Source organism: Thalassospira sp. SM2505 (assembly GCF_054901115.1).
In genome coordinates, this window is sequence record NZ_CM142731.1 from 3,928,149 (window position 1) to 3,946,318 (window position 18,170).

General features: G+C 55.1%; 18 protein-coding genes. 8 read left to right on the plus strand and 10 right to left on the minus strand.

The window, feature by feature from the left end; genetic code table 11:
• Positions 1-29: 29 nt before the first annotated feature.
• Positions 30-725 (plus strand): response regulator transcription factor CtrA, encoded by a 696-nt coding sequence (gene ctrA / locus ACTU44_RS18455; protein ID WP_068518026.1) that lies wholly within the window; start codon positions 30-32, stop codon positions 723-725.
• A gap of 100 nt (positions 726-825) precedes the next feature.
• Here the strand turns inward: ctrA and ACTU44_RS18460 are convergent, their stop codons facing one another.
• From ACTU44_RS18460 to ACTU44_RS18490, 7 genes are all read right to left on the minus strand, one after another.
• Entirely contained in the window at positions 826-1,476 is a 651-nt protein-coding gene (locus ACTU44_RS18460; protein ID WP_114099011.1) for a methyltransferase family protein, read from the minus strand.
• A gap of 55 nt (positions 1,477-1,531) precedes the next feature.
• A complete protein-coding gene (locus ACTU44_RS18465; protein WP_114099010.1) occupies positions 1,532-2,887 on the minus strand; it encodes a CheR family methyltransferase in 1,356 nt (451 codons plus the stop codon).
• A 6-nt stretch (positions 2,888-2,893) separates the two neighbouring features.
• Positions 2,894-4,609, minus strand: a complete 1,716-nt coding sequence (locus ACTU44_RS18470; RefSeq protein ID WP_114099009.1) for a chemotaxis protein CheB — start codon at positions 4,607-4,609, stop codon at positions 2,894-2,896.
• A gap of 73 nt (positions 4,610-4,682) precedes the next feature.
• Complete coding sequence (locus ACTU44_RS18475) at positions 4,683-5,048, minus strand: response regulator (RefSeq protein ID WP_114099008.1); 366 nt, start codon at positions 5,046-5,048, stop codon at positions 4,683-4,685.
• 84 nt (positions 5,049-5,132) lie between these two features.
• Entirely contained in the window at positions 5,133-5,639 is a 507-nt protein-coding gene (locus ACTU44_RS18480; protein WP_114099007.1) for a chemotaxis protein CheW, read from the minus strand.
• Between the two features lie 15 nt (positions 5,640-5,654).
• On the minus strand, positions 5,655-8,357 hold the full coding sequence (locus tag ACTU44_RS18485; RefSeq protein WP_114099006.1) for a hybrid sensor histidine kinase/response regulator: 2,703 nt from the start codon (positions 8,355-8,357) through the stop codon (positions 5,655-5,657).
• A 143-nt stretch (positions 8,358-8,500) separates the two neighbouring features.
• Positions 8,501-9,106 carry a histidine phosphotransferase family protein gene (locus tag ACTU44_RS18490; protein WP_114099005.1) on the minus strand — a complete coding sequence of 202 codons (606 nt, stop codon included), beginning with the start codon at positions 9,104-9,106 and terminating at the stop codon, positions 8,501-8,503.
• Positions 9,107-9,373: 267 nt separating this feature from the next.
• Here ACTU44_RS18490 and ACTU44_RS18495 point away from each other — a divergent pair, with 267 nt between their 5' ends.
• The 3 genes from ACTU44_RS18495 (at position 9,374) to moaA (ending at position 11,807) form a co-directional block, all read left to right on the plus strand.
• Positions 9,374-9,559 (plus strand): DUF3553 domain-containing protein, encoded by a 186-nt coding sequence (locus ACTU44_RS18495; RefSeq protein WP_068517193.1) that lies wholly within the window; start codon positions 9,374-9,376, stop codon positions 9,557-9,559.
• A gap of 203 nt (positions 9,560-9,762) precedes the next feature.
• Positions 9,763-10,578 (plus strand): hypothetical protein, encoded by an 816-nt coding sequence (locus ACTU44_RS18500; RefSeq protein ID WP_114099004.1) that lies wholly within the window; start codon positions 9,763-9,765, stop codon positions 10,576-10,578.
• Positions 10,579-10,808: 230 nt separating this feature from the next.
• The gene (moaA, locus tag ACTU44_RS18505) at positions 10,809-11,807 is read left to right on the plus strand and encodes a GTP 3',8-cyclase MoaA (RefSeq protein ID WP_114099058.1); all 999 of its coding nucleotides are present in this window, start codon (positions 10,809-10,811) and stop codon (positions 11,805-11,807) included.
• Here the strand turns inward: moaA and ACTU44_RS18510 are convergent.
• The gene (locus ACTU44_RS18510; protein WP_258548748.1) at positions 11,804-12,262 is read right to left on the minus strand and encodes a GIY-YIG nuclease family protein; all 459 of its coding nucleotides are present in this window, start codon (positions 12,260-12,262) and stop codon (positions 11,804-11,806) included. The genes moaA and ACTU44_RS18510 overlap by 4 nt on opposite strands.
• Positions 12,259-12,753, minus strand: a complete 495-nt coding sequence (locus ACTU44_RS18515) for a glyoxalase superfamily protein (RefSeq protein WP_114099003.1) — start codon at positions 12,751-12,753, stop codon at positions 12,259-12,261. Before ACTU44_RS18515 ends, ACTU44_RS18510 begins: the two co-directional genes overlap by 4 nt.
• 310 nt (positions 12,754-13,063) lie before the next feature.
• Here ACTU44_RS18515 and ACTU44_RS18520 point away from each other — a divergent pair, with 310 nt between their 5' ends.
• From ACTU44_RS18520 to ACTU44_RS18535, 4 genes are all read left to right on the plus strand, one after another.
• Positions 13,064-13,297, plus strand: coding sequence for a BolA family protein (locus ACTU44_RS18520; RefSeq protein WP_114099002.1), 234 nt, complete (start codon positions 13,064-13,066; stop codon positions 13,295-13,297).
• A 168-nt stretch (positions 13,298-13,465) separates the two neighbouring features.
• Positions 13,466-14,374: an EamA family transporter RarD gene (gene rarD / locus ACTU44_RS18525; protein WP_114099001.1), complete on the plus strand. Its 909-nt coding sequence runs from the start codon at positions 13,466-13,468 to the stop codon at positions 14,372-14,374.
• A 92-nt stretch (positions 14,375-14,466) separates the two neighbouring features.
• Positions 14,467-14,802 carry a Grx4 family monothiol glutaredoxin gene (grxD, locus tag ACTU44_RS18530; RefSeq protein WP_114099000.1) on the plus strand — a complete coding sequence of 112 codons (336 nt, stop codon included), beginning with the start codon at positions 14,467-14,469 and terminating at the stop codon, positions 14,800-14,802.
• Positions 14,803-14,993: 191 nt separating this feature from the next.
• Positions 14,994-17,192 (plus strand): mechanosensitive ion channel family protein, encoded by a 2,199-nt coding sequence (locus tag ACTU44_RS18535; RefSeq protein WP_114098999.1) that lies wholly within the window; start codon positions 14,994-14,996, stop codon positions 17,190-17,192.
• 94 nt (positions 17,193-17,286) lie between these two features.
• Here ACTU44_RS18535 and ACTU44_RS18540 read toward each other — a convergent pair whose 3' ends face one another.
• On the minus strand, positions 17,287-17,940 hold the full coding sequence (locus ACTU44_RS18540) for a LysE family translocator (protein WP_147252020.1): 654 nt from the start codon (positions 17,938-17,940) through the stop codon (positions 17,287-17,289).
• Between the last annotated feature and the right edge of the window lie 230 nt (positions 17,941-18,170).

Here is an 18,170-nt window from a genome sequence, read left to right on the forward strand (position 1 = left end):
ATTGCGGAACACGGTAACGGAGCAGAGACATGCGGGTGCTGCTTGTAGAGGATGACAACACCTATGCTGACAGCATCGAATTGATGCTGAAGTCGGAAGGCATGGTGATTGACACAACCGACCTTGGGGAAGATGGTCTCGAGATCGGCAAGCTTTACGATTATGACATTATTCTTCTGGACCTGATGCTGCCAGATATTGACGGCTATGAGGTTCTCAGACGTTTGCGCGACGCACGCGTCGATACGCCGGTCCTGATCCTGTCGGGTCTGACTGAAACCGAAGACAAGGTCAAAGGCCTTGGCTTTGGCGCAGATGACTATCTTACCAAGCCTTTTGACAAGGTCGAGCTGCTGGCACGTATCCAGGCGATCGTTCGTCGTTCGCGTGGCCATGCCCAGTCGATGATCTCGACCGGAAAACTGAATGTGAACCTTGATGCCCGGACTGTCGATGTCGATGGATCACCGCTGCATCTGACCGGCAAGGAATATGGTATCCTTGAATTGTTGTCGCTGCGCAAAGGCACGACATTGACCAAGGAAATGTTCCTGAACCACCTTTATGGCGGTATGGACGAGCCGGAACTCAAGATCATTGACGTTTTTGTCTGCAAACTGCGCAAGAAAATCCAGTCTGCAACCAAAGGCGACAATTACATCCATACGGTTTGGGGCCGGGGCTATGTGCTGCGCGATCCCGATACCAACAGTGCTGCCGCCTGACATCTGACTGTTCCTGTCCAAAGAGTCCGGAAACGTCACAGCAGTGCTCGTTACAAAAAACGCCCCGGTCTGCACCGGGGCGTTTTTGCATTCAGAATGCCTAAGGCAGATGAATAAACGGGTGAATGATGCCATTGACCTGTAGCCAGTCAAACAGCTCGAATAGCGGCACAGCCAGAAAGAACACCAATCCGTCACGCAATGTTCGCCACAGTAATTTGGGCCGAACTTCAAGCGCGTCCATATCTTTCCAAGTGGAAAAGCGCGGGCCAAACCGGGGAACACGCGCCCGGTAGGCATCGAATTTCTTCGGGCCAAACAATTGCGCAAGCGCGCGCTCTTCCCGCAAGATCACCGGCAGAAACACGGCAATCGCACCAAGAACAAAAACGAGTGAAATCACAAGGCTGCCTGTCTGCGCGCCGATACCGGCAGCACCGATAAAGCTGAAAATATAGAGCGGGTTACGACTGATGGAATATGGGCCGGTGTCGGTCAGTTGCCGGGCTTTTCGGCCACCGATATAAAGCGTGCACCAGCCACGTCCCAAAATGGCAAGGACAATCAGGCAAATCCCGATCACTTCGACCAGCTCATGGGTCGACATCTGAACTTTGGCAAGCGACTGGACCAGTGGCAGGGTGCCAAGCAAAAGAATGGCAAGTCCGGCAATCACCAGCTTGCGACGTCGCTGCAATAGTGAAAGTGCCTGACGCGGCGCCGATACAGTCCCGGTTGAGTGGTGGAGCATATCAAATCCCGACGTTTCAGTTTAACGGAAACAGTCGGGACACACCGCCTGCCGACTACTTCTTGTCGTCCGGTTTGCCGAAACGTGATCGGTCAAAAGTCGTTGACGGGCGGGTCGTTCCCGAAGAACTCCCTGTGCTTCCTGTGCCTGTCGTCGGCCTTGGCGTCGTTCCACTGGTACTTGTGCCAGTACCAAGCGGGCGGCGATAGGTCGAACCGGTTGTCCCGGTCGTTCCTGTGGTTCCCGGACGGGTCGTTGAACCAGTACCAGTCGAACCTGACGGTTTGCTGAACGTGCTTCCCGTTGTTCCAGCCGGACGGATCGTGGATCCCGTCGTACCGAGCGGACGCTGGGTTGCGGTGCCGGTTGTTCCGGTTGTGCCCGTCGTTGAAGGACGAATACCGGCTGTACCGGTCGTACTGGTGCTCGCAGGACGTGGCGCAGTTGCACTGCCCGCGGTACCTGCAGTCCCGGCACCGGTTTGCATATGCTTGGGTTTGGGGAATGCAAAGCCCCCCGCAGCAGCACCGCCTGCGGCAGCCGCAGCACCGCTCGCCTGCACCTTTTCAAGGGCTGTCAAATCGACTTCTGGTGCCCCCGGACGGTTCAACTGATAAATCCCGCGCTGGCGGGCCAGCGGTTTGAATTTGTCGGAAATCCCCAGAACCGTCTCCGCACCGCCAAGGAACAGGAAACCGTCATCAGGCATCAGGGCCGAAACACGGGCAAGGACATCACTTTTGGTCGGTTGATCGAAATAGATCAGGACGTTACGGCAATAAACGACGTCAAACTGCCCCAGCGGACGGAAATCCTCAAGCAGGTTGAATTCCTTGTATTGCACCTTCGAGCGGATATCGGCGGAAATCTGCCACTGATCTTCCTTCTTTTGGAAATACTTGACCAGAAGCGTAATCGGAAGGCCCCTTTGGACCTCGAACTGGGAATACAGACCGGCGCGGGCCTTGGCCAGAATTTCGCGCGAAATATCGGTTCCGATGATCTCAACCCGCCAACCAGCAAGCTGGGCTTTGAAGTCATCAAGGATCATCGCCAGTGAATAAGGCTCCTGCCCCGAAGACGCCGCCGCACACCAGATACGCAAATGCCGTTTGGCGGCACGTTCCTTGATCATGTGCGGCAAGACAACGTGGCGGAACTGATCAAAGGGTTTTGTATCGCGGAAGAAGAAGCTTTCATTGGTCGTCATCGCATCGACGACTTCTTCAACCAGATTGCGGTCGCCGCCACGCAGCGTACCGATCAGTTCACCCAGATCCTTAAGACCGCGCTTGCGCGCAATAGGCATCAGCCGGCTTTCGAGCAGATAAGTCTTGTCCTCGCTCAGAACGAGCCCGGACTTGGACTTTATCAGTCTGCTTACGAAATCGAAGTCTTCCGGCTTCATCATTATGGGTTAACGCCCCCCCGCAAATTTTTTGATATAGGCCGCAATTCCGCCAACCGGCAGGATAGCAGAACAGATACCCGCATGTGCTGCTGCCCCTGGCATTCCCCATACAACACTGCTTTGTTCGTCCTGCGCAACAACCATGCCCCCTGCGTTGACGACGTCGCGCCCCCCCAACATACCATCCTGCCCCATGCCGGTCAGTATCGCGGTTAGAATATTTCCACCATAACTCGCGACCAGACTGCGCAACATCGGATCCACCGACGGGCGGCAGAAGTTTTCTGGCGGGTTCTGGTTCAACATCAGATGGCGCGAACCACCGCGCCCCTCTACTGTCATGTGGTAATCGCCGGGCGCAAGGTAAACCTGTCCACCGGCAATCGGCATATTGTTCTTGCCTTCCTGACACTTCAAACCGGTCAGACGGGTGATATGTTCGGCCAGAATGGTGGTAAAGGTTGCCGGCATGTGCTGGGTAATGAAAATCGGCTGACGCACACCGTTCAGCCCCCGCAAAACTTCAAACAGCGCCTGCGGACCACCGGTTGAGCTGCCAATTGCAATCGCTTCGACAGTCAGGCGCTTTTCTGGCAACAGCCTCACTTCGCCACGCGATGCCGGACGACGGACAGGTGCCGGTGCAACACCACCGCGCGCAGCACGACTGACCTTTGCGCCATCAGCAACATTCGCAGATGCGCGCTTGGGTGCCGCGACAGTGCGCGCTGCTGATGCCGTGGGTGATGTTCGTGACGGCGTGGACGCGGACTTGTGTCCGCTTCCGCCAGCCGCGACGGCGGCATCCCGGATCAGACGCCCCGGATCCCGCGAAGGTGTCTGGGGACGGGTTGGGATCGCATTTGAAACTGCAGCGCTGCGGGTCGCTGAAACACCGTCAGAAGAAGCAGCCTTGTCGGCCCCGGACAACGGTTGTGCCGATGTCGGGGTCTGCGATGCCGGGTTTGGCTGTACCGGTGCCGGACGCGTTTGCATGGCTTGCGGACGCGGATGCTGTTGCATCGGGCGCGGGCGCAGTTCGGCGGTAAATCTTTTGCGCTGAATGCGGCCCTGTTTATGAAGCTGCTGATACTCAACCGACATTTCAGCCCGGAAGGCTGTCGCCTTTCCGTCCTGATGGCCTGTTGTGTCATCATGTTCATGATCTTGTTCGGGCGGATGCGCCGCCAGCGGCTCGGACGCCTGACCTGCCTCGGGTGCTGGAGTATCGGCTAATTCCTGCCGAACTTCGGCCTGCTGTTCGATATGGGCATGTTCGACCTCGAGCATCTTGCGACGCTGTTCGGCCCATGCCTTTACCTTGTCCAGAAGCTCGGCCCGGAAACCTGCCCCGACATTCAGATCCTTTGATGAACTTGGTTTGGGGATATAATCCACCGCACCAAGGGTCATCGCCTGGAAACTGATATCGGCATTCCGCTTGGTCAGGGTCGATGCCATGATCACCCGGACTGTCGGATCGATTTCCAACAGTTTGGGCAAGGCCGTCAGCCCATCCATAACCGGCATTTCGATATCAAGAACAATGACTTCGACGCCACCCTGTTCCATTACCGACAATGCTTCTTCGCCATTATTGACCGATCCGACGACTTCAATCTCGGCGTCCTCGGTCATCATGCGTGTCACAAGTCCGCGCACAATGGCGGAATCGTCCACAATCAGAACTTTGTATGGCGAATGGATAGGCGTGTCTTCCACGTAGCAGCGTCCCCGCGTGAGTCAGGAGATCAATCTCGGAAGTCCGGAAAGGACAGAAACAGGGGCGACCGGACTAGATCAGGCCGACCTGCTCAAACTTCGCCTGAATGATCTCACTGTCGAACGGTTTCATGATGTATTCGTTCGCACCGGCTGTAATTGCTTCCTGGATATGTTCCAGATCGTTTTCCGTGGTGCAGAATACGACGACTGGCTCATCCCCGCCCGGAGTTGCGCGCAAGTCACGCAGGAAATCAATCCCGCTTTTGACCGGCATGTTCCAATCAAGCAGAACTGCTTCAGGCATGGATTCGAGGCATTTTTCCAATGCCTCCTGTCCGTCCACTGCCTCTACGACCGCAAAGCCCAATTCTTCGAGGATGCGGCGCGCCACCATTCGGATGACTTTCGAATCATCGACGACGAGACAACTCTTCATCGACTTCCTTCTCGTTTATTTAGGTCGTTAAGCCACTAACGGCAAAATATCGGACGCATTGCGCGTCCGACACATCAAAATAGGTTACCCAGCCTGCTTGATCGATGAGGTAAAATCAAGCAGACGCGTAACATCAAGAATAACCAGAAGCTTTTTATCCAGACGGAAAATACCGTCGGAAAACTCCCGCCAGCGCGGATCAAGGGTCGCCGGATTCTGTTCAAACGCCTTTTTGGGAACGCTCAGAACTTCTCCGACCTGATCAACCATCAGGCTGTAAAGCTCGCCGCCCTGATCGACAACGATGCTCATGCCCGGATCATCATCGTCCTTGTCACGCAAGCCAAGACGCTTGCGAACATCGATGGCCGTAACGATACGACCACGCAGGTTCAATGACCCTGCGACTTCTGGCGGTGCCAGCGGAATGCGGGTGATGCGCTGCGGTCCAAGAACATCCTGAACCGTCAGAACCGGAATGCCAAAAAGCTGCTTGCCGATATAAGCCGTGACGAAATCCTGACTGTCACCACCAAGATCAAGTGCGCCGCCTCTTTCATGGCTCGGGACGAGTGCGTTGCTATCGCTCATTGTACTTTCTCCCGATTACACGTTGCTCAATGTCTGGACCAGGGTCGAGACAAGGGCATCACGATCAAACTTCGCGACATAGTCGCTGAAACCGACCTGACGACCGCGTTCGAAATCTTCTTCGCTGGTATGCGAGGACAGGGCAATGATCGGAACTTCACCCCACAGCTCGTCATCCTGAAGCGCTTCGGCGAATTCAAAGCCGTTCATGCCCGGCATTTCGATATCGCTGATAATCGCATCAAACAGGATACCACGGTTCTTGAGTTCCATGGCCTGCTCAGCAGTTTCAACCGCTGTAACCCGGAAACCGGCAACCGACAGCATCGGCGTCAACAGGTTCCGGAAGAACGGGCTGTCATCGATCAGAAGAACACGCTTCTTCTCGCCGCCATTGTCCTCGGTCCCGAACCAGTCGCTGAAGGCCAGTTCAAGATAGTAACCGGCATCGATCAGATCGGTTGCCTTGCCATCGATCACAGCCGAACCGACAAGTCCGTCCTGATCTGCGGTCAGTTCAACATTGAGAACATCGTCAACGATATCGACGATCTCGTCGACGACAAGACCCATGGTCCGTTCGCGATCCTGGAAGACAAGGGTCGGCTGGCGACCTTCGGCCTTCATCTGATAGCTGCCGTCAATAAAGACCAGCGGCATCAGCTTGCCACGATACTGAACCAGCGGACGTCCGTTGGAATGTTCGATATTCTCGACATCGATTTCCTCAAGGCGGGCAACAAGTGCCAGCGGAACCGCACGCACTTCGCTACCACCAGCCCGGAAGACCAGCATCGAGGTTGTTTCGCGATCCGACGAATCGGTTTTGGCTTTGCCTTCAACACCTTGCGAACCACCAACGGTGATTTCGCCGGTACGGGTCGCAATACCGTTCGGGTCAAGGATCATGATCACGCTGCCATCACCAAGGATCGTATTCCCCGAGAACAGCGACAGATCGCGCAGGATCGGTGCAACCGGTTTGACCACGATTTCCTCGGTGTCAAACACGCGGTCAACGATGATACCGAACGAATAGGTCCCGACCTGTGCGACAACGATGAATGCTTCTTCATCAACACTTTCGTCGGTCTGGTCCTGGGTATCGAGACCCAGAATTTTCTTCAGCGTCACCAGCGGCAACAGGCGGTTACGCAACCGCAGGACCGGGGTGTCGTGAATACGCTCGATCGAATGTTCGGAATTGTTCGATGCACGAACAAGTTCCAGAACGCTGATCTGCGGAATGGCAAAGCGTTCGCCGCCACTTTCGACGATCAGTGCCGAAACAATCGCAAGAGTCAGCGGGATTTTGATGATGAAGGTCGAACCACGGCCTTCAACCGATTTCAGTTCAACCGTACCACCGATCTTTTCGATGTTGGTACGCACAACGTCCATACCCACACCACGACCGGAAACCGAAGTAACCTTTTCCGCAGTCGAGAAGCCCGGCTTGAAGATGAACTGCTGAATCTGCTGTTCACCCATGCCTTCAAGTTCACCTTCGGTGGCCAGACCGTTGGCAATGGCTTTGGCCTTGATCCGATCAAGGTTAAGACCACGACCATCATCGGAAATCTCGATGATGATGTGTCCACCTTCGTGATACGCATTCAGCGTCACGGTGCCGGTTTCAGGCTTGCCTGCTTCACGACGTCCCGGAATATCTTCCAGACCATGGTCGGCAGAGTTACGCACCATGTGGGTCAGCGGGTCCTTGATCAGTTCAAGAACCTGACGATCCAGCTCGGTATCGGCACCGATCATCTGCAGATCGATCTTCTTGTTCATCTCAAGGGCAAGGTCGCGAACAATACGCGGCAGTTTTGCCCAAGCGTTGCCAATCGGCTGCATACGGGTCTTCATCACGCCTTCCTGAAGGTCGGTCGTGATATGTGACAGGCGCTGCAACGGAACGGTAAATTCACTGTCATCCTTGCCGCGAACCATCTGCAACAGCTGGTTACGGGTCAGGACAAGCTCGGAAACCAGCGTCATCAGGTTTTCAAGCAGCTCGACATTCACACGAATGGTCTGAGCCGCGACCGAGCTTTCCTTGGCCTCGCCGCGCGGCGGTTCGGCTTTTTGCTCGGCGGCCGGTTTCTTGGCCGGGGCAACTTGCTGTGACTTCGCTGCCGCAGGCGGTGCCGCAGGAGCAGCCGGCTGTTCCTCCGGTTCCGACGAGGTTGCGAATTCCGGATCAACTTCGGTGGCATCAAAAGCAGCCTGAAGCGCATCACTATCAACCGCGACAGCACTTTCGCCAACGATCAGAGGTTCGTCCTCAACCGGTTCGGGCTCAGGTGCGGCTGCCGGTGCAGCACCACCCAGGATCGTTCCGGTGTCGGCAAAATGGTTCAGGCGGGCAATCAGATCGGCATCATCGCCATCCGGTTCGGCTTCATTCTGCTCAAGCTCGCCAAGCAGGTATTTAATTGTATCGATGGACTCAAGAACCAGCGTTACGGCTTCGGCGGTTACAACCAGCTCGCCGTCGCGGATCTTGCCCAGAACGTTCTCGCCTGCATGTGCGACGGCTTCAAGTCGCGGCAGACCAAGGAAACCACAGGTCCCCTTGATGGTATGCACCAAACGGAAGATGTTCGACAAAATGTCCGGATCATTCGGGTTCTGCTCAAGCTTCACCAACTCAACGTCAAGCGTCGAGAGACTTTCCGAAGTCTCGGTCAGAAATTCACTTAATAGATCGTCCATATACCCCCTCCAAATCTCCGGCAAAGGGACGTTTGCCGGAACCGGAACTCCCATTCTAAACGCGCATGGCGAGAAACGTATGTTACATCGGTTACTTACGTAGAAGCTACCACACGTTATTACCAGACCCGCAGATCAATTTTTTATCCATAGATCAATGCAATATTTGCTTCCTGTTGCAAGACTGAAAGCTCCCCACCCGTCCGATTGGCCAGATTTAACACAAAAAATCCATGTACAGTACGTGGATCAAGCCCGTCTGCGGCGACGTCTTTCTCCAATACTGCCATGACTTCCGGACGAAATGCCGCACGTTTGCCTTCTGCAAGGACGGTTGTGCGACCGGATTCGTGTGAAACCGCAATCTTTCCGCCAAAAGGCAGAGCTTCACGGGCGAGCATCACCATATTGAGAACGACTCGTCCATGAGCTGGATCAATCGGCAAATCAGGCCAATCAAGATTGACCTTGCCCTCGGCATCATAGGTCTGACGCACCGCATCGCGCATGGATTTGGTATCGACACTGTTGCCCGCCCGACCAAAGGCCAGCCGGAACAATTGCAGACGCCGTGCAGCTTCAAGGCCGCTTTTGCGCATCAGGGCAAGTGCCTCGTCATCGGCAACGCCATCTTCGCCCATCAGTTCCGCCCCGGCATTGACAGCACCAACCGGGCCGACAAGGTCGTGGCAAATGCGCGAACTGATCAGTTCGATCAGCGTCATTTCAAGGGCGAGGTCCTGAACCATTTTTCGGGTTCTCCAAGGTATTTCTATTTGTTCTTCAAAGCATCACGTCCCCAAACATGACGCCCGGTCTCTCTGGTGGCACAGATTGCCCCCTGATATGTTAAGAGCTTATTTAGCGGAGGCGAAATTTAAGCCGCCCAACCCGGCAAATATTGCCGCCTGCCTGTTGCCAGGATGACAGCGCGACGTCCCCGCCGCACTGAATAATTGCGGGATGTCAAAGGCCCAACTATATATAACCCAGACACATTGCAGACTGGGAACCCAATGGATTTCTTGCTGACTCCTGGCACCATCGTTCGCCACCCGAACCAGCCCGATTGGGGGCTCGGCCGTATTCAGGCCGTTGATGGCGACAGAATCGCCGTCAATTTCGAAGAGGCCGGCCGCCAGATCATCCGGCCCCGCCATGTCGTGCTCGAAATTGTCGAGGCCGCTGTCGGCTACGAATAAAGTGCCCTTCATGCGCGATCGCGCCGGTTTCGAATTACGGGCCCGTGATCAAAGGCCCGAAGCGCTGTCCTTGGCACACGAATTGCTGACACCAATTTATTAATAAATTCGGCGTATGCAGGATCAGGGCCTCTTGGATTCTATCCTTACAGATAGATCTGCCTGATCATGTATCACCGTGATAATCAAGGTCTGGACACTTCATGATTGCAGCCAATAAACCACCACGCGACAGTTTTAAGCAGCGCCACCATGTTGCCGCCTTTACGGTACTGGAACAATTCGCCCAGGGGCTGATCCATCACGCGCGCAACCATGGCGGCGCGATTACCGAAGAACAAATCATCAAGGCAATTGACGGTCTTCGCGAAAAGGAAGACCTGTTTGACGGGGCATGGGCGGTTCTTGAAAGCGACCTTGAATCGATCAAGGCCCGTGAACATGCTGCTGTCCGGCACGACCCGTTCGGGCGGTTGCTGGTGTCACGCTTTGAACATCTGCTTGAAGGCGATGCTGCGGGCACGCTTGAAGAAGGCGCATTGTCACGCGACATCCTGCAGCCGTTCTTCAAGGTCATCCGCATGATGGTCGGCATGGACATGCTTCAGGAAATCGACCGCGAAATTCACGAAATCATCGAAGCCCACGCCGAAGACGAAGACGAATTGCGCAATCCGTCGGAATATTGGGACCATCTGGCCAAGGAACCGGCGGTCAAGCTGCGCATCAATCTGGTCTTTGCCCGCATGGCGCTTCATTTCCGCGATTACGATCATCGCAAAAAATGGCTGCTGCAACTGGTCAATGACAACCTGCCGTCTGGCGAAGTCCACTGGCACTTCACCGAGGCCCATTGCGTTCGCCTGCTTGATGCCCTGTTTGGCGATGTTCGTGAAATCCTTCGGGTCCCCGAACATTCCGCAGAACTGGTTGCCAAAATGGGCAGCGAAGATGTCGCAACCCTGCGCGAAGTCATGAAGTCGATTGACGCCGACATTGCCCGCCATTCGGCATCGTAAGCCAGACGCGTCCAAAGCGACGCACAGTTACCCGTCGGTTACCCGCCGGTGACCTATAACAGAGGCCGCACAGGTGATATCATTCTGCACCCTGTGCGGCTTTTTTCGTTTGCACCTGACGGAAAGGTGATCACAGACATTCTAAACGGGCTGGTCAACACCGGGGCTGCTGTGCCACAGTCTGATATCAAGGCCCCGCGAAACCAGAGCTAATGTTGCAAACCAACGCCATGACCAAACCACTGATCGACAAATACGGCCGGCATGTCTCCTACCTGCGCGTTTCTGTAACGGATCGCTGCGATTTCCGCTGCACCTATTGCATGGCGGAAAACATGACCTTCCTGCCAAAATCCGAAGTCCTGACGCTCGAGGAACTCGATCAGCTTTGCTCTGCCTTTATCAATCGCGGTGTGCGCAAATTGCGCCTGACCGGTGGCGAACCGCTGGTGCGCCGTGGCATCATGGATCTGATTTCCGATCTGTCGCGTCATCTCAAAACCGGTGCGCTTGATGAACTGACCATGACCACCAATGGCAGCCAGCTTGCCACCTATGCCGATGATCTGGCCCGCCTTGGCGTCAAGCGCCTGAACATCTCGCTTGATAGCCTTGATTCCCAGAAATTCACCGAAATCACCCGCCGTGGCCGCCTTGAACAGGTTCTCGCAGGGCTTGAAGCCGCCAAGGCTGCCGGGATCAGCATCAAGATCAATACGGTTGCCCTTCGGAACTTCAACGAAGATGAAATGTCGCGTCTGGTGTCATGGTGCGGGAAAGAAGGTTTCGATCTTTGCCTAATCGAAACCATGCCGCTTGGCGATATCGATGGTGATCGCACCGATCAGTACTTGCCACTGACGGTGGTCCGCGAACGTCTGGAACAGGAATTCACCCTGATCCCGTCCGATCACGTCACCCCCGGCCCGGCCCGCTATACCACCGTGGCCGAAACCGGTGGGCGTCTGGGCTTCATCACCCCGTTGACCCATAATTTCTGCGAAGGTTGCAACCGCGTGCGTGTGACCTGCACCGGTACGCTTTACATGTGCCTTGGTCAGGAAGACCACGTTGATTTGCGCGCCGCCCTGCGTACTGGCGACCCACGCGCCCTTGATCAGATGCTTGATGCCGCCATGGACCTCAAACCCAAAGGCCATGACTTCGTGATTGACCGCAAAGGCCAGAAACCGGCTGTCGGTCGTCATATGAGCATGACCGGGGGCTAAGCAGCCCCCGCTATGATTTTCCCAAATTTTCGTGATTGATTTACCGGCACGGACATCAAGTGTGCTGAACAGTCTGTGCAATCGCTGCTGCCAAAACCGGTTACCGGGACATCGGGCGCATATCGTTGCAAGCGGGCCCTGAGTTCGCACTCATTCCCGCCCGGCACCACCAGCACAGACACAATCCGCCCTGCCCCGTTTGAGGTCAGTTCATCGACATGCCAATGGGGTTTCTTATCCTGTTTGCAGTGGCGTTTGACGCGCGCAGCAATGCCGCCGGGGCCGTTGGCCGAGCCACAATAAAGGTAGGTGCCTTTGGGCAAAATGGTTCCGGCGAAGCGTTTGTTCTGAAGGACAAGATCATTTGCCAGTTCGATCACCAGCACATAGGCCCCGGCAACTTTGGGAAGCTGCCGGAGCGTTTGGTCATTTATCGTTTCAATAAACTGTGTCACTGGCCGTCTTGATCGCGCAACAGCAGATCAATCGAAAGCCCCGGCCCGGCCATGCCATTGACCAGCACCGGTTCGCAATGTTCGTTGATCCGTGACGCTATGCGCTGGCGATAGCCGCTAAAGCGCTTTGATTCCACTACATCCACCGGTTCATCAAGATGCACCTCAACCCGGAAAACGCCCGGTGTCGGGGTGGCCGTCACACTGCGGATCAATCCGGTGACCGCATGGCCAAGGTACGATCCGGCAAAGCGTTTGCCGATGCCAAGATCGGAAACATTGGTCGGGATGTTCCGTCGCGCCATGGCGACCGCGGTATTCCAGTCCCGGAAACCGTGGCTTTGCGCCAAAAGTTCCAGCGATCCGGCATGCGAGATTGATACATCGCGCGCGGCCAAGGCTTTGCGCAGGCGTTTTGCCTGTGCCTTGAATTGTTCAGTCGCATCCGTGTCGATATCGGCACGGCTGATATTCAGACTGTTTGAAGTCATTTTCGTCTCCACACAGGAGGCCGGGGGTCCGCATTGCCGGGCCGTACCCTGATCGGGAAACGGGTCCGTTTAATTCATAAGCGCCACTTTACCAAAGGATAACCTTGCGGACGGCGGGTGTGCGCAACCCAAGGCTGGGTAATTAGCGTAATATCGCTTCCAAGACAAGCTTCACAGCATCTTTCACCAATGTTTGTTCCTGCCCCGCGCGCAGAAATTGACAGCCCCCGTGACAACAACATATACCAGATAAAAGAGGTTTAATCGGGGCCCGCCACATGCCGCCGATCAATTATAAGGAATAAACGCCATGGCCATGGAAGCCTATGAAATCGAAAACATGATCAAGGAAGCCCTTCCTGACGCCGATGTCCGGATCGAGGATCTGCGCGGTGATGGCGATCATTATGCTGCAATTGTTGTGTCTGAATCCTTCCGCGGCAAAACCCGCGTGGTTCAGCACCAGATGGTTTATTCCGCGCTCAAGGGCAAAATGGGCGGCGATCTGCATGCCCTTGCCCTTCAGACGTCAGCACCGGAATAACCCGCCAGTTGCATGCGCCATACGCCAGTCGGTATTTTGGCAAAAGGCAAGATTTTTTTTCGGGCGCCGACCACCTATCGGCGCCCGATTTCGTTAAAACCGGAACCGCCCGCCGCCACACCCACGATCCGGTTTGACCAGCCCCATTAACTGACCACGGCTCATCAAATGTCATCACAGGAAAAGCCTGCTCTGATCGGTGCCGGACCACTTGCCGGACTTGGTGCCTTTACCATCTGGGGCATTTTTGGCCTGTATTTCAAAATGGTATCCTTTGCGGTGCCGCTTGAAATCCTGTCACACCGGATCATCTGGTCAGCGGTTTTGACATTCGCGATGATCTTTGCACTTGGCCGTCGCAAACAGCTTTGGGTTCTGATTTCCTCGGCCAAGACGCTGGGGCTTTTGTTCCTGAGCAGTTTGCTGGTGGCGGGAAACTGGGTGATCTATATCTGGGCGGTCAATAGCGGCAACGCGCTTGAAGCAAGCCTTGGCTACTACATCATGCCGCTGATCATGCTGATCCTTGCGCGGATTTTCTTTGCCGAAAAACTTAACCGGATTCAGATCCTGTCGGTTGGCATCTGTGCCATCGGGGTCATAAACCTTCTGGTCTTTTACGGACAATTGCCCTGGATTGCGCTTAGCCTGTCATCCCTTTTTGGCTTTTACGGGGTGATCCGCAAATTTGTACCAGCCGATCCGATTGCCGGACTGTTTGTGGAATGTGCGCTGATCACGCCAATTGCCCTTGGCTATATGATCTGGCTAAGCGGACAGGGCGGCATGGCATTTGGCCATACCGGCACGACCAATGATCTGCTTTTGGTCGGACTGGGTGTTTGCACCACAGTCCCGCTTGTCCTGTTTGCCTATGCCGCGCGGAACATGAAATTCTCGGTTCTGGGCTTGATGCAATATCTCAATCCGACCCTGCAGTTCTTTGTCGCGGTTCTGGTATTTGGAGAAACCTTTACCAGCGCGCATATGGTCACCTATGGTCTTGTGTGGTTCGGACTTGGTATTTTTACATGGGATAACTTTCGCACAGCCCGTAAAAACCGCCGCAACAGTTGACAGAACCTCAGGTTCCAGCCATATCTTCGGCCATAAAAGTTTAACTCGTTTCCGCGGACACAAGATCGCCGCTCAAGCCAAGGACAATCATTATGACCGACAATCCGGTTTTCGATCGCATCCAGAAGGACATCAACGATAACGACATCGTTCTGTTCATGAAGGGCACCGCAATGTTCCCGCAGTGCGGCTTCTCTGCTGCCGTGGTTCAGGTCATGGCCGAGCTTGGCGTTCAGTTCAAGGACATCAACGTTCTGGTAGACCCGGCAATCCGTCAGGGTATCAAGGACTTCTCGAACTGGCCGACCATTCCGCAGCTTTACGTCAAGGGCGAGTTCCTTGGTGGTTGCGACATTGTACGCGAAATGTTTGCTTCGGGCGAACTGGCCCAGCATCTTAAAGACAAGGGCGTTGCTGTCGCGGCCTAAGGCGCGCAACACACCCGACGCTAAAACGCGCTGTGGCCATGCCCGGCGCGTTTTTTTGTGCCTTTGACTGTTCAAAATACATCCTTGGCGTTTATTACCCCTACGTCGCAAAACTATTTCTTGATGCTTGGGACCAAGTTCCCCATCTTTGTGAGATGCGAAACATCGCGTAACAGGGGAAAAGACCAGGGATGAAACGAGCAATCAAAACAATGGCATGGCTGGCAATCTGGCTGGTTTCTGCATGCTTTGTCGCCCAGCACACACCTGCATCTGCACAAATGGCTGCCGTTGCCGCCATGGCCGGATCAAATGATGCTGCCCCTGCCACATCCAACCCGGCCAGCGCGCCCGATGATGTTGCAGCCGAGGCCTTCAGCTATTACGCGTTCCTTGATGATGGCATCAACCGCACCAAGGCCCATATTGACGAAACCCTTCGCGGTTTTGCCGCCTTCCCCGACGAAGTTGACGCCACCCTGGCCCTGATGTCTTCGGATTTCGGCAAGACCGGTCTGATGTGGGTTGCCATTTTCACGGCTGTTTTTGTTGGTGTCGGAATCATTGCCGAGATCATCTATCGCCGGTTTTCTGCATCCATGTGTGCCTATCTTGAGGCCCAGACACCCGAAAAATTCTCCGACCGCCTCAAACAGATCATCGCCCTTTGTGTGCTTTCACTGCTGTCACTTGGTGTATTTGCCATCGGGTCGGTGGGCACATTCCTGATCTTTGACTGGCCGCCAATCATGAAAGCAGCGGTGATGTCGTTGCTGACATCGTTCTTCCTGCTGCGCATCCTGATGATCATTTTGCAGTTCCTGTTTGCGCCCAAGGCCGATGGTCTTCGCATGATCAATGTTGATCCGCTTGCAGCCACTGCCCTGACCAAAAGCCTGACCTGGGCGGCGGGGATTTCCCTGTTTGCATTCGGGCTGGCCGGTGTATTCAGCGCCGCACCAACCATGGTCCTGGGCGATGTGATCCTGTTTGACCTTGCCGTATTGATCGCAGTCATTTCATTCTGTGTCGCGACATGGTGGCTTGGCCGGTTCTTTGCCAGCCACACAGCAACCAATGAAGTCGAAAAGATCGCCCTGCCAACCTCGATTGCCCGTCTATGGCCTGCGATTGTTTCGGCCTGGCTGATCCTTGTCGGCGGGGCGGCAATTGTCGGGGCGGAGCGCGCACTCAAGGCCTTGCTGGTGATCGGTCTGGCCTGTCTGTTTGATGTGATCTTCCGCAACATCATCGAAGGCCAGCATCGCATCAAGGTCAAAGCCGCCGAACAGGAAGCAACCGAGCGAAATGCTGCGGCACAGGCAAATGCCCTTGAACATGACGAAGAATACCAGCCGGTCAAACCCATGCTTCCGGTCTTCACCACCGTTTTGAAACGCGGCGTGCGCCTGCTGGCTCTGGTCTTTGTGCTGGCTGGCATGTGGCGCATCTGGGGTCTGGATCGTCTGGCGATGGCAGAGGATGCCGGGATCTTTGCCCGGATCATTGATGCATCAACCGAAATCATCATGATCCTTCTGATTGCCGATCTGATCTGGTCGCTGATCAAGACATTCCTTGATGAACGCATGAGCGCGTCAAACAGTGGTCATGGCGGTGACGAAGGTGGTGGTGCCGGGCTGTCACGCATTGAAACCCTGCTGCCGCTGCTCAAGAACTTTGCCCTGACGGTAATCGTGATCATGGTGGCCATGGTCACGCTGTCATCGCTTGGCGTTGATATCGGGCCGCTGATTGCCGGTGCAGGCGTGGTTGGTCTGGCGCTTGGCTTTGGCAGTCAGGCACTTGTGCGTGACGTTGTCGCGGGTGTGTTCTTCCTGCTTGATGATGCATTCCGCCTTGGCGAATATATCGAGGTCGACAACCTCAGGGGGCGGGTTGAAAACATCTCGATCCGGTCGATGCAGTTGCGTCACCATCGCGGTCCGCTTCAGACCGTGCCGTTTGGCGAAATCAAATCCATCGTCAACCACAGCCGCGACTGGGTCATCGTCAAACTGGAATTCCGTGTGCCGTTTGAAACCGACGTCAACAAGATCAAAAAGCTGGTCAAAAAGCTTTCTGCCGATCTTCTTAATGATCCGCTGATCGGCGACAGCTTCATCGAACCGCTGAAATCCCAGGGTGTGCGCCGGATGGAGGAATTCAACATGGTGATCGGGTTGAAATATACCTCCAAACCCGGTGAACAATTCACCATTCGCAAAACCGTCTATCAAAGCGTTCTGGCGATGTTCAAGGAAAACGGTATCCAGATGGCATCGCGCAACGTCAAGGTCGATGTCCCTGCCGACGCCACACCGGAACAAAAACAGGAAGCCGTTGCCGCCGCGGCCCAACAGGCATCCGAGCAACTTAACAAGCCATAGCTGTTGCTGGCATCCTGACAGGCCTGAAAGACAAAACCCCCGATGCGACATCGCATCGGGGGTTTTCTTTGATCGTTTGGCTGTGATCGGGTTTCTAGCGTGACGCTGCCATGATTGCACTGCCACCAAGCATCAATCCACCACCGCCATAACCAAGATACTGACGGGCCTTTTTGCCCTTAAGCAGGGTCTGCACCCGTGACGCGGCAAAGACATAACTGCACAGAACAGCTGCAACAATCACAAGCGACGTCACCATCAGGATCAGGAACTGGGCCGTCTGATTGCCGGTCGGATCAATGAATTGCGACAGAAACGCCATGTAAAACAGAATGATCTTGGGGTTCAGAACGCCGGTCAGGAACCCCGCCCGCAAACCGGTCCAAAGCCCCTGTTCGGCGGGATGGGAAACCATATTTTCCCCGCCATCTGAAACAGCCTGCCCGCCAAATCGGCCTTCACGGCGGGCCTGACGAATTTGCAGGACACCAAGGATCGCCATATAGGCCACGCCCGCCCATTTCACGACCATGAACATCTCGCTTGATGCGGCCAGAACCGCACCAAGACCAAGATAGGATGCCGTCATCACCGACACACCCCCGGCAAGATCCCCAATCACGCAATAAAGCGCCGCACCTCGCCCACGGGACACAGATTGCCCCAGCACCATCAGGACGCTTGGCCCCGGGATCAGGCAGATCATGGTATAGGCCGCAACATAGGCAAGCCAGGTTTCAAGATGCATCGACGTTTCCTTGGCTTCATAACGCACCCAAAGGGCTCGTATGACATTTTTTATATTTTTCCCACCATCAAGATGCGGCCCGCAGCATGGAAAATCAAGGAAACTCTTTGGGGGCGACAAAGTTTGAAATCTCTGTCTGTCAACAAAGCCGTTTAGGCAAAAAACAATCCCGCCAGAGCAATTTCTGACAGGATTATTGCAAAGCTGGCCGATGGTCGCCCGTGATACAG

Coding starts and splice junctions, on each gene's coding strand:
- ACTU44_RS18520 (WP_114099002.1), top strand. CDS start 13,064: ATGGCCATGGAAGCCTATGAAATCGAAAACATGATCAAGGAAGCCCTT.
- ACTU44_RS18540 (WP_147252020.1), bottom strand. CDS start 17,940: ATGCATCTTGAAACCTGGCTTGCCTATGTTGCGGCCTATACCATGATC.
- ACTU44_RS18485 (WP_114099006.1), bottom strand. CDS start 8,357: ATGGACGATCTATTAAGTGAATTTCTGACCGAGACTTCGGAAAGTCTC.
- ACTU44_RS18535 (WP_114098999.1), top strand. CDS start 14,994: ATGAAACGAGCAATCAAAACAATGGCATGGCTGGCAATCTGGCTGGTT.
- ACTU44_RS18480 (WP_114099007.1), bottom strand. CDS start 5,639: ATGAGCGATAGCAACGCACTCGTCCCGAGCCATGAAAGAGGCGGCGCA.
- ACTU44_RS18465 (WP_114099010.1), bottom strand. CDS start 2,887: ATGATGAAGCCGGAAGACTTCGATTTCGTAAGCAGACTGATAAAGTCC.
- ACTU44_RS18475 (WP_114099008.1), bottom strand. CDS start 5,048: ATGAAGAGTTGTCTCGTCGTCGATGATTCGAAAGTCATCCGAATGGTG.
- ACTU44_RS18460 (WP_114099011.1), bottom strand. CDS start 1,476: ATGCTCCACCACTCAACCGGGACTGTATCGGCGCCGCGTCAGGCACTT.
- moaA (WP_114099058.1), top strand. CDS start 10,809: ATGACCAAACCACTGATCGACAAATACGGCCGGCATGTCTCCTACCTG.
- ACTU44_RS18500 (WP_114099004.1), top strand. CDS start 9,763: ATGATTGCAGCCAATAAACCACCACGCGACAGTTTTAAGCAGCGCCAC.
- ACTU44_RS18515 (WP_114099003.1), bottom strand. CDS start 12,753: ATGACTTCAAACAGTCTGAATATCAGCCGTGCCGATATCGACACGGAT.
- ctrA (WP_068518026.1), top strand. CDS start 30: ATGCGGGTGCTGCTTGTAGAGGATGACAACACCTATGCTGACAGCATC.
- ACTU44_RS18495 (WP_068517193.1), top strand. CDS start 9,374: ATGGATTTCTTGCTGACTCCTGGCACCATCGTTCGCCACCCGAACCAG.
- rarD (WP_114099001.1), top strand. CDS start 13,466: ATGTCATCACAGGAAAAGCCTGCTCTGATCGGTGCCGGACCACTTGCC.
- grxD (WP_114099000.1), top strand. CDS start 14,467: ATGACCGACAATCCGGTTTTCGATCGCATCCAGAAGGACATCAACGAT.
- ACTU44_RS18490 (WP_114099005.1), bottom strand. CDS start 9,106: ATGGTTCAGGACCTCGCCCTTGAAATGACGCTGATCGAACTGATCAGT.